Annotated in this window: 8 protein-coding genes; 2 read left to right on the forward strand and 6 right to left on the reverse strand. The window is 25.3% G+C overall.

The window, feature by feature from the left end; genetic code table 4:
* Positions 1-39: 39 nt before the first annotated feature.
* From Q8852_RS02800 to Q8852_RS02825, 6 genes are read right to left on the reverse strand one after another with little or no spacing between them, the layout of a single operon-like run.
* Positions 40-954 (reverse strand): MAGa4850 family ICE element protein, encoded by a 915-nt coding sequence (locus Q8852_RS02800; RefSeq protein WP_305937663.1) that lies wholly within the window; start codon positions 952-954, stop codon positions 40-42.
* The gene (locus tag Q8852_RS02805; protein WP_305937664.1) at positions 857-2128 is read right to left on the reverse strand and encodes a nicotinamide mononucleotide transporter; all 1272 of its coding nucleotides are present in this window, start codon (positions 2126-2128) and stop codon (positions 857-859) included. Before Q8852_RS02805 ends, Q8852_RS02800 begins: the two co-directional genes overlap by 98 nt.
* Positions 2129-2152: 24 nt before the next feature.
* Positions 2153-4039, reverse strand: coding sequence for an AAA family ATPase (locus Q8852_RS02810; protein ID WP_305937665.1), 1887 nt, complete (start codon positions 4037-4039; stop codon positions 2153-2155).
* Complete coding sequence (locus tag Q8852_RS02815) at positions 4039-5034, reverse strand: hypothetical protein (RefSeq protein WP_305937666.1); 996 nt, start codon at positions 5032-5034, stop codon at positions 4039-4041. Before Q8852_RS02815 ends, Q8852_RS02810 begins: the two co-directional genes overlap by 1 nt.
* Positions 5035-5045: 11 nt before the next feature.
* Positions 5046-7145, reverse strand: a complete 2100-nt coding sequence (locus Q8852_RS02820; RefSeq protein WP_305937667.1) for a hypothetical protein — start codon at positions 7143-7145, stop codon at positions 5046-5048.
* Positions 7123-11361, reverse strand: coding sequence for an AAA domain-containing protein (locus Q8852_RS02825; RefSeq protein ID WP_305937668.1), 4239 nt, complete (start codon positions 11359-11361; stop codon positions 7123-7125). The genes Q8852_RS02820 and Q8852_RS02825 overlap by 23 nt, the downstream gene beginning before the upstream one ends.
* Before the next feature lie 524 nt (positions 11362-11885).
* Here Q8852_RS02825 and rpsD point away from each other — a divergent pair.
* Both rpsD and rpmE read left to right on the forward strand, forming a co-directional pair.
* The gene (gene rpsD / locus Q8852_RS02830; protein WP_305937669.1) at positions 11886-12485 is read left to right on the forward strand and encodes a 30S ribosomal protein S4; all 600 of its coding nucleotides are present in this window, start codon (positions 11886-11888) and stop codon (positions 12483-12485) included.
* A gap of 24 nt (positions 12486-12509) precedes the next feature.
* Positions 12510-12719 carry a 50S ribosomal protein L31 gene (gene rpmE, locus Q8852_RS02835; RefSeq protein WP_305937670.1) on the forward strand — a complete coding sequence of 70 codons (210 nt, stop codon included), beginning with the start codon at positions 12510-12512 and terminating at the stop codon, positions 12717-12719.
* Positions 12720-12728 lie beyond the last annotated feature (9 nt).

Genomic DNA, 12728 nt, shown 5'->3' on the forward strand with positions numbered 1-12728 from the left:
AATTAATTTATTAATTACTTAAGGTTAAGCACAGTACAGTTAAGAGTTCATTAATGTTAATTTATTTAAAACTAGCATTGAGATAACTCTTTTTGAGAAATGTTGTAATCCTATTTTTATTTTCTTTACAAAATTATGCTTGTGTGATTTTCAATATGTTTTTGTTTTAGTTCTATTGAAGTAATAGCATCTACCATTTTTTCTAAAATGTTTTCAGTTGCTATCATTACATTCTTTAGAAATTGAATATTTTAAATCACAGCAAGTTTTACAGAGTTGATTAGAAATATCAAAATCTTCTTCTGTAAGTTTCTCTTCCATTTCTTCTTCAGTGAAAGTTTCAAGTTTAGGATTATCTAATTGATATTTTGATTTTTGTATAGTAAAAACATCATTGAAATCAAGTTTCAATAACACTTTAGAAATTAATCTTAATTGATTTCAAATTGTAATCTTGCTAAGTTGTAATTTAGCAAATGCTTTATTTGAAATTTCAATATTAGAAAAATCATTTTTACCTTTTGCTTTAATCACAAGTTTTTGAAATATTCATAGTGTGTTGAAATTTCCAGCAAAAAGTAAATTTCATTTTGTTTTGCAATTAATTTGAATATAGTTTTCACCATATTTAGCAAATTTAATTTCTTCATTAATTTCAAAATCATTTTTTGAAGTTTTGAAAATTAAATTATTGTCTTTTAAGAATTTGCTTGATTTTGCTAAAGTGTTTAATGAAATACCGTATTCTTGATTAATTTCTTGAAGTGAAATTTTTTCACCTTGTTGTTTTTTGAATTTCATTAAAAGAAAAATGAAAAAAGACATTTTGTTTTTGTTAAACATAGAGCTTCAATTTCTATTGATACAAATTTCAAAATTTGAAATAGTTTCAATTGCTTTTTCATTCATTGCAACATATTCAGTTGCATCAAAATTTTTTAAATTTGTACTCATTATCCACTCCAATCATTTTTGAAGTAGAGAAATAAAAAACTCTACTTCTTTTTTGAAGTAGAGCTACACACTCGTTTTTCACGGTTTCTAATTTATTTCATTGCTTAATTTCATCTTGTGAATATAAGTTATTTTCAATTTGAACTTGAGGATAAATAAATGAATCAAGCATATGTCTATCAAAAATCACATTCTGATTTTCAATTAGCATTGCTCTTTCAATATCATCTTGTTGAGTTTTGAAAAAGAATTTTTGTGAATCTCAAAAACTTTTTTGCTTTTTTAAAGCTAGGATATAGTCGTTTTCATTATCTTCATAATCGCGTTCTTGGATCATATGAAAATTATGTTGATTTAAAAACTCCTGGATTTGTTTTGAACCTAAAATTGTGCTTTTACCCACGCATCCAGGTCCAGTAATAGCTATTGTTATTTTTCTCATAGTAAAACTCCTGATAAAAATATAAATAGATAAAAGCATATAACATATGTTTATTACAACCACACTTCAATTTATAACAGCTATACCTGAATAAAATACAATTGAAAAGATATTTTTCATTTGTCATATGAGTCAAACTTCCTTAAAACCTCTAAGCATCATTACTACCGCAATAATTAATATTGCATTTGATAATGTTATTACTACATATCCAGCAGTTTTAAATTTGAAATTAGATCCAAATTCAATTATTTCTTTTTTAAAAGCACTTTGGAAGCTTGTAGTAAGAGCTTTTTGAGTAAAGTAGAAAATTATAAAGGCAATTATAAATAAAGTAATTACAATTGATATTCATTTGATTTCAAGTTTATAAGACTTTATTTTAAATTTAAACGCAGTTATAAACCAGAAGTAAATAAATATAAGTGGAAGTACCAAAACATAAATGACAACATCTATAAATAAATCTAGCGATCAAGCAAATATTCCATATGATATTGCATTCAGTATAGCTAGCGGATAAGCATAAATGACTCTTTTGTAGAATAAATAAGTTGCAATAATTCCGCTTAGTCCAGATATCATTATCATACTTATGTAAAATCTACTAAGTGCAGTATTTGAATTGCTTCAAATGAATTTATCTGTGTTAATGTCGTAAATAGAAAAGATAAACACCAAAAGTGATAATAAGAATATAAAAAGATATTCTAAATAAACTTTCTTAAACACAATTAAATCCTTTTATACTAATACCTATAAATGAAGCACAGAATAAGCTATTTTATTATTATTTGCATCATAGTTTACATTAATAATAATTAATGCTTTCGAATCTTCTTTTTGTATTCTAATAATTTCAGAATAAATTGATATTAAATATTGTGATAATGAATCTACAAAAACACTTTCGAGTTCAGCAATAAGACCTCTACCACCAAGTTTTTTATCACTTCTTTTAATAACTGTTTGGTATATGCTTTCTTTTGCTTCTTCTGAAACTCTAATATCAATATTTTTAGATTTCTTAATAAAAGTAATGAAATTACTTAATTTAGAATCTAAAATTCTATTTTGAACGCTTCGATCAGAAATAAGATTAAATGGAATAACATTTTTTAATCCAATTCTGTTTAATATTTCTGGTCTTTTTAATTCATTAGTAAAATGATTCATAACAGATTTAATAAAATGCATTCTAATAATATCTGGATTATTTCCTTCAGGTAATGACGAAGAACCTATATTAGATGTGAAAATAATAAAGGTTTCAGAAAAATCAACTAATTCTCCTTTTGCTGAAGTTAACCTACCATCTTCTAATATTTGGAGGAATTTATCCATAATTTTCGGATGTGCTTTTTCAATTTCATCAAACAGTAAGATTGAAAAAGGTTTAGCTAAAACTTGATTTGTTAACTCCCCACCTTTTTCATACCCTACATAACCAGGAGGAGCACCAATTAATCTTTGATCTGAATGTTCATGATTAAATTCAGACATATCGAATCTAATAATTCTATTTTTATCATTAAAAATAAATTCACTTAACGCCTTGACAAGTTCAGTTTTCCCTACCCCAGTAGGTCCTGCAAAGAATAAAATTCCTTTAGGTTTTTTGCTGTTATCTGAATCTTGTAATACACCTTGCATTCCTAAGAAACTTCTTTGAATTGATTGAGCTACTTTTTCAACTGCATATTCTTGACCCATAACTTTTGATGAAAGAAAATTATTACAATCATTAATTCTTTCAATACTAATTTTTTCTCATTCTGATTCATTTTGATCAAAAGCTCATAATCTAAATAGTGATTTAAAATCACTTATTTCAGGATGGAACTGAGACATTTTGCATATTTGCATTATTTGTTTAAATTGTAAGCCATCTGTAATTGCTACAATTTTTTCGAGATCTTGGTCTCAATTTGTTTTATCAACACAAAGTATTGTTTCTAATTTATTTATGAATCTCTTTCTCTCGTCATAATTTGGGTTTTGAACAACAATAGTTTGTATTGAAGAATTGTTATCGAAATATAGACTAGAAAATAACTGCTCGTTTTTGATAACTAAATAAAGTGATAAATTCTTTCTTATTTCAACACCAACATTAGATTGATAATATGTAGTAAAGGCATTAATTAAATTTCCGATGTTTTCAACAATTAATCCTTGATTTTTATCATTAATAATAAAATCACATAAATCAATAACATAAGCTTTTTGATTGCTGCTTTGTGAACTTAGTTTTAATTCATCAACCACAGAATTAATATATGAATTAATATCATTTGGTTGTGATATTTGGAATTCTTGAATATCATCAAATGGATTTAAATTATTTTCTTCCGTTTCAAGACTTTTTACTTCTTTTTTAAGAATCCCTTCGTTTTCATCAAAATAAATGTTATCGAAAGATGGGGAGAAAAATGATATTTTCTCTATCCCTTTGTTGAACAAATATGCTGTTAAAAGTTCATTTACATTCAATAGCACATTTCCTTTATTAGCATATTGAGGCAAATTAACTTCTATACATTCAGGTGAATAAATATCACTTGAATTCCCTTTTATAATAAAGATGTTTTTAATTCCTACTTTATTTTGTAATTGTTTAATAAATGAATTGTGAACAGACATTATTTTTCTCCTTTAATATCAGCAGCCATTGTTTTATGTTGATTAGTTACATTTCTGTAAATAAATCTTTTAACAACTTTGATATGGTTTTTCTCTAATGCATCGAAAATTTGTGCTGAAGTTTTTTCGCAGCAGTGTCCAGCGTAATCACCAATTTTATAATTGATTACACCTTTTTCATCAATTTCAATATCAAATGTTTCTTTTTTAGGATTTTTAAATGTATATCTGAAAAAAACATTGTTATCTTGATCAATCCTAAAATCGCTATTGACTAATGCATAGTTTTCATATTTCTTTAATCGTGTAAAAATAGTATTAATAATAGTATTTACCTTATTGTAATAATATTTCTTATTAGCTAATAAGTATAAATAGTCATTTGCTTCATTATATGTTTTAAAATTTAAAGCATTTTTATATAGAGCTAATTTTAATTTTTCATTAGTATAAGTAGTATCTAAAATTTCATTCACTTTGGCTAAAAACTCTTTTTGGTAAGCTTCTTGAAATGCTTGTTCTCTAATTGACTCAATTTTATTTTTTAGATTTTCGGCATTAAGTGTTTTATTTTCATTTTGTAATTCAATACATGCTTGTATTCCTAGCATTCCGTGCTGTGATAATAAGTCTTGGATTTGAGCATTATTAGCATTTAATCCTAATGCTTGATATTCTTTATTAGATAATACAATAGATAAATTGTTATATTCTTTGTTTAAATAATCAATTGCTTTTTGGATTTCGTAAGAAAATTCTTCTTTTTCATGCTCAACATAAGTCGACGAACCCTCGACACTTACTTTAGTTCCGAAAATACCTTCAAGATAGTCATGATATTTTTGTTTTCTTTGCTCTAAAGCGTTTGTTAATTCAGTATTTTGAACAGTTTTTATATGGTCATCAATTAATTTATTTATATCATTAAATGCTTTGTTTAATTGTTCGGTTTCTAGTTCATTACAACTTAAAACGGCTGATACACCATGTGACATATTGTCTCCTTTTATCTTGAACGTGATTGCTTTTTGTTTTGGTTTTGTTCTTTATTTTTCTTAATTTCAGAGTCAACAAAAGCTTCATATTCATTTAATTTATTTAATATTTCAATTAATTTTTCTGGATTTTCAGTATTCTGATCAATACTTCTTGTTTCATCGTTATCATGTAATAATCCAGACACATCAGAATAAATTTTTTTCAATTTATTGTGATTTAAACCTTCAATTTTTTCTATATTAGAACTAAATTTTTTTCATTCTCCGGTAATAGATTCCATTTTTCTACGTATTTTGTTTGCTAAGGAAGCAATCTTATCTTTAATTCCATTACTTCAAGCGCCCATATTGAGTTCAATATTTAATCTTTTTTCATTTAAATCTTCAGAATCTAAATATGAATTATATTTATTTATAAATTTAATAATTAAACGGTGGAAATTCATTCATTTTTGAGCATTTTCATCGCTGAAATTATTCTTTAAGTCATCATTGTATTGTTTTAATTTTGCTAAATCATTCTGAATTTCTGTTCCTCATAGCAAGTCGTTACTTTCTTTTGGAAGAATTTCGAAATTCTTAATTTCAATCCGCATTCTTTTTAAAATAAAATCAAACAATTGATTATTTTGCTCTTGTATAGAAACCATTTTCTTAATTTCATTGATAATAGAATTATTTTTTGAAATATATTCTTTTAAAATGTTGGAAACTAATGGATTTTTAAATAAAGTTGAATTCTCTGCAGCATCTGAAATTATTGCTCTTACTTCATTTATATTTGATTTATTTATTAACAAACTAGTGAGTTCATTATCATTAGCAAAATTATCATTAATAAATAGAATTAAATCAATATATTCTTCTTCATCAATCTTATGAAGAATATTTGTAGTATTATCTAGAAAATTAGAGATTATAAATTTAATATCATTTTTTATGTTCTTAATTTTTGGATTGTCTCAATTATGAATCAATTGTTTAATTAAATTAGATTGATTAATGCTTGAGGCTTCGGTTTTATTAGGTAGCGTAATGATGTATTGTGAATAAAACTTTTCACCCTTGAACAAGATATCAAACGAATAAGTTTCTAAGTTAAATCATTCACTATTTTGAATAATAAATGATTTATTAAAAATTTCATTTTTAGCTTCTAATTCTACTTTTAAATTATTTAAATTAAGAAATTTTTCTAATTCATCTTCAGATAGATTTATCTTTTTATTTGCATCAGAATTATTATTGTTGATTTCATTAATACTGTTATGAATTAATAAATTTTTATGAACAGTTTGCTGAATAATATTTTGAATATAATCTTTTGCTATTAAATCGTTATCTTGGTAAATCTTAATAGTGTTTGCAAAAAGATTCTCTGTTGATTCATTAAATGCTTCAAGATTAATTATTTTCTTATCCAATTCAATCATTGTAGCCATTTGTGCTTGCAATGGTACAAAATATAAATTTGGTTGATAATTAAAATATTTACTCTTGCGTTGATTATTTGAATCTTTAAATCTTTTAAAAATTGCATTTTTATAATTTGTTTCTACATCATTAATTATTCTATTTTGAATCATTTCTTCTAATTTTGCTGAATCTAATTTCATCAATTCATCACCATTACTTGACTCAAAATACTTATTTATATTTCTGAACTCATTTGTTTCATGAACATCTTTAATACTATTGTATAGCGGGAAAAAGAAGCTTCTTGCTTGTTCATGTGTTTTTTCGCTCATTTTTATAAAATTATCATTTTCAAATTCTCTTAGCACTTCTTTATTGATTTGTATATTTAAAACATTTGTTTTCAAAATATCACTATTTTCATTAAATAGGGTATCTTTAATTGTTTCAGTGTCCACTAATGGTTTAACGGCATTTTCATATATAAAATGTTTAAACTTATCTTGCAATCCCGTTACATTTTTAATGCACTCTCAAAGGGTGAGATTGCTTCTTGATTTCGAATGCGAAGATATTGCAAATAAAACTATAAACTCTAACTCATTTAAAGGTAATTTATCGGTTGTTTCATAAGAAATCGAAGGTTTCTTATGCAATATTTCTAATTCATTAATCTTCTTTATAGTTTTCATATTGAGCCTCCATAGTTATACCATCAGCATCTTTCTTCATTAAATATTTTTTTAATAATGACTTTTTATTTCTTTCTAAGGCTTTTGAATAATATTGATGTGATCCAACAATAATTAATTTATCTCTTGGACGTGAAAAAGCAACATTTAATCTTTCATCATTCATCAAGAAGTCTAAATTACGGCTAGAATCAGTTTCTTCTTTATAAGATCCATCTATTTTATGTTTTGAACGAACTAAATCAACTATGATAATATCTTTTTCTCTACCTTGGAAATTGTCTATTGTATCAACTTTAATTTTTAGTTGTTTTAATTGTTCATCTTTCTTAATTAATTCTCGAATAATTATTTTTTGATTTCCAGTTAAAGCAATAACACCAATATTATTTTTTAAATCAATATTTTTGTTACTGTTTAATTTACAAAATTCTTTTAAGTATTTATATATTACATATGCATTGTATTGATTAAATAGCCCTTCGCTTTTAAGCCTTTTATCATCTAAATCAAAGTTTAATTTATCCATTTTTACATATGTTTTTTGGTCAAATGATTCTTTAATATCTTTGATTGAAAAATCAACATTTTTCTTGAATTCTTCTAAATATCAATCAGGAAGAATTGTTGTGTCTATAAATAAAACATCTTGAGTGTGTTCAATTTCATTTCTTCCTTTAGGTAATATGTATTCTTGATTATGCTTATTACTCTTTACCGCAATTAATTCTTCACCATCTTGTCTATAGAATAAATTTACATAATCATTAATACTTTTAGTGAATCTGTGTTGCTCTTTTAAAAAGCTATAATTCTTATTTTTTGAGTCAGAAGGTGCACTTTTAATTTTCATAACCATAGTTTTAAATAACGATGTATTAAGTTTATTATTGAGGTCTTCATTAATCTTACGAGCAACATAATCCTTTTGTTCCTTGTCTCAGTCTTCTTGATGACCCCCATATGTTAATGAATCAAATTCTGATTCTTCTTTTATTTTGTCATCAATATATTGGAAAAAAGTTTGGTCTTCAATATAACGATCATCCGTTTCACAAGCATCTAAAAGTTTTTCCACAAATATTTGATCCATTTGTTCATTAGGTGGTAATTGCTTGTAGTCTCCACATAAAATTGTTTTTTTAGAAACAAGAATTCTAGAAATTAATTCAGGAGCTGCTGATTTCGAAACCTCGTCGATTATTGTTAAATCAATTGGGTAATCACTAAGTAAGTCTCTTTCAATATTATCTTGAATTGTAAATGTCGTTTTTGCAGTAGTGGTAAGACCAATTACATTTACTAAATCATTTTTGTTAACATACTTTTTAAATTCATTATTTTTTTCAGAATACTTAGGAATATTTTCAAGATCTAATTTTTTATAGAAATTGTTAAATATTTGATTTTGTTTTTCATTAGAATTATTTTTTGAAAATAGTTCACCTATTTTAAGAGGTATAAAACCACTATCCAACATTTTTTTGATTTTTGAACTAAGATAGTTTGCATGCATTCTAATCAACGAATTTAATCCTTGATTTTTATTTTCTGATTTAGGATAATGATTTGAAAACATAGCTTCAATACTTGGATTAATGTTCCATTTTTCATCAGCAAATTCAGTATTCATGTCTAACAATTCTACAAAGGAAGTAAATCTTGATTTAAATTTTGCTAATAGTTCATCATTATTATTTCTAAGTAATTTATATAACTTAAATAAATACTCTTTTTCCTTCATAACTAATAAAATCAGATCAATTGGAATTAGCTCTTCATAATATTTTTCAAAATTTGAAAAGTCTGAATCATCATTCTTTAAGTAAACTTTATTAATATGCTTGTATATTTTTCCTATAAAGTTTTTATATAAATTATCAACATTAAATATTTCTTTATTTTTTTCATCATCATTTGTTTTAGCGAATTTGAGTAATATATTATTAGGATTTGTATTATTTATTGAATCGAAACGTTCCATACAATTATTTATTGCTTCATGTGTGGAAGAAGTAACCACAACATTTTTATCGTTCTGTGTTTGGTAATCAATTACAGAACAAATAGTTTGAGTTTTTCCTGTTCCTGGTGGACCTTGAAGGAAGTAAAGCGCTCTAAAATAACAAGATTTTTTAAATGTTTCTTTTTGATTTTCATTTAACTTATATCTTTCGATAATTTGCTGCATTTGAGGAGTGGTTTCATGTACTTGAATTCCAAAATCATTATAGTTAAGCGATGATATTAAATAAGGATTTTTATAAAAACCATCTATAGAATTTAAATAAGCAATTCTATAACGACGAATTTTAGTTTTTGTACCTACGTCACTATATTCAATCATTCAACTGTATTTTGAATTATCTCCCCTTAAAATAGAATCATTTGGTTTTTTACTTAATTCATAAAGAGATTTAATTCTATATGAATGATTTTCTCTAATTTTGTTACTTCTAATACTTGATATTTTATAAATATTAGTTTTTCCTTGCTGCTTTAATTTAGAAAAGTATTCAGTGATTTCCCCACTTCTTTTTTGCAATGAATTAAGATATTGTTTGTTATTTTCATTACTATTTATATCTTTTTCTAATTCTCTTATTCTTTGCTCTCTTGAAAGAATTTTTTCATCATAAGCTTTTTTAGTAGCATTAATTTCTTTTTCTAACTCTTTTTCTCTTTTTTCGATTGATTTTAGATTTCTATTCTCTTGAAAAATATTTTTTTCTGCCTTACATTTTTCTTTTATCTCTGAAATTTGTTTATTGAAATTATTTAATTGTTGATTATATTTATCCTTATCTTCCTTATCAAGGCTAGAAATTTCAGCTTTAATGTTTTCTAATTTCAAGATTTGCTCTTCAAATTTCCGATCAATATCCTTTATATTTTCATAAATTTCTTTTATATCTGACTTGACAGATAATAATTCTTCGTTTAAAGCATTTATTTCTCTCTTTTTATCTTGCTCAAAGGCTTTTATGTCTTTTTCACATTGAATTCTGTCAGATATTTTTTTGTTTATTTCGTCTTCAATTTGTTTGATTTTGGTATTTAAACCATTTATTCTTTTTTCAAAAGTTTTATTTATTTCATTAAATCATTTATCTTTTGGTTCATCTTTATTTTGTCTTTCTAAATTTATAGAAAAGGCATTGTCACCATTACCATCAGTTACAAATTCTGATGAGGCAGAAATAATAATATTATTGATTGGTCTACCATTTGTTTCAAAAGTTCGTTCAGTGATTAAATATAAATTTTTTCAAGATATTTTTGTTTTTTCTTCATCTTCTGAATCTAAACTAAAGCGATTATCTTCAATTTTACTGTCATTAGGTATATAAATAATATTCCCTTCTGATATTTGTTTCATTTTATTTCTATCTTCTTCAGTCATTTTAGAAAATACATCTTTGTAATAATGTTGATATAAGATAGTATCATTTTCTGCTAATTCTGACATTTCAACTTTTTTCATATCCATTAAATCACCAAACCCAAAAAGAAAATCCTTTGGTGAAATTTCAGTATATTGCTGATAATCATCAGAATATAGAGAATGTTTATTAAGGTCTGCAGGTCTAAAATCTAATGATGAATTTTTAAAATTCATAAATGTCGGATCTTCTGAAGATAAATCATAGAAATCAATGAATTCAACTCTTGATAATTTTAGTCTTCAAACACAATGTGATTCTAAGTTTAATTCTGTTACTTGAATGTGTCTTCCTGTATAGCTAGCCTCAATTTCAAAAAATAATGAAACTGAATTGGTTTTTCAAACTGCATTATTAAGCCCAGTAACAGTTACACAAAAATTCTTATAAACAGGTACTCATGAACTCGGTTTATCTATCAGTGTTTTTGTAAGTCATTTACGTTTGTTAGCATTATCTAATAGGGTAACCATAAATTCTCTACAAGAACTTAAATCTTTTAAGAATTTTTCAAAATATTCATCAGCAACAATATCTGATACTTTATCAATGTCAAAGATTAAATCATTATTAAATTCTAAGTTGTTCTTAATAATTTCTTTTAGAACAAAATTTTTATATGTAAGTTGATGTTGTTCAACATATTTTGAAGTTTGCATTTTTGCACTAGCTAGTTTAATTTTTTCATTTCAGTTAATTTTATTATTCTTATCTAAGAAATTTAGGATTAGCTTTTTTATTTTTGAAACATATCTTAATCCTCTATATTTCATATTATTTCTGAATGAAAAAACACAACCATAACCATTCGCTATGATTTTGTTCCAAAATACCTTACTATTATTGTCGTTATGTATAAATATTGGATTATTATCCGGAGAGAAAATATTTAGTATGTTTAAATTATTTTCTTGCTCTGATATATATATATATATATAACACATTGTATTTATCAATTTATTTTGATTTTTCATTAAGTTAAATTGCATAAATTTTCCTCCGTATTTTTAACTTATAAAATTATATAAATATCTCTTTAAAATTAAATAAATTTATTCAGTTTTAAAGTTTAAAATATACACCTCTACTACATAGGGATAAAACTATTGAATAACTATTTTCTTATTAGTCTTATTTTGATAAAATTAAAAAGCATAAAAACAGCAGTTTATTATGATTGGTAAATAAATTTAACGAGTCTTTATTGCAAGTAAGTTAGCTGCTTAACCGAAAACATTAAGTTAAACTTATCCAGTTAGAAATAAACCCTCTCAATTATGCAGAAAGAGGAAAAACTATGTCAAGATACACAGGACCTGTATTTAAAAAATCACGTCGTTTAGGATTTTCTATTCTTGAATCAGGAAAAGAATTTGCTAAAGGTAAGAAAAGAACTTACGCTCCAGGACAACACGGAAACAAAAGAGTAAAATTATCTGAATACGGATTACACTTATACGAAAAACAAAAAGTAAAACACTTATATGGTGTTAATGAAAAACAACTTCAAAAAGTATTCCAAAAAGCTGTTAAAGCTAAAGGAATCACAGGGACAAACATGCTTCAATTATTAGAAACACGTTTAGATAACTTAGTTTACAGAGCTGGATTTGCTACAACACGTAGACAAGCTCGTCAATTAGTTAACCACAACCACTTCGTGCTTAACGGACACAAAGCTAACATCCCTTCAATGGTTGTTTCAGTAGGATCAGAAATTACTCTTAAAGAAAAATCAAGAACAAACAAACAAATTTTAGAAGCTATGGAAGAACGTCAAGCATCAGCTTGATTAACAAGAAAAGACTTTACAGTTAAATTAGACCGTCTACCTGAAAGAAATGAACTTCACCCAGAAATCAAGGATGCATTAGTTGTTGAGTTCTACTCAAAATAGTAACTAAGGCTAAGGAGAATTATTATGAAAAAGAACATTCACCCAGAATACCACACAGTTGAAGCTACATGCTCAACATGTCAAAAGAAATTCACATTCAAATCAGTTAGACCTAACTTCTCAGTAGACGTTTGTTCAGGTTGTCACCCTGTATACACAGGAACAAGAGCTCAAGTTAAAGCAACAGGTAGAATCGACAGATTCAACAGAAGACTTGAAAAAAAATCTAAATAATAAGTCAAA

The sequence above is a fragment of the Mycoplasma seminis genome, assembly GCF_030718845.1.
GTDB lineage: Bacteria > Bacillota_I > Bacilli_A > Mycoplasmatales > Metamycoplasmataceae > Mycoplasmopsis > Mycoplasmopsis seminis.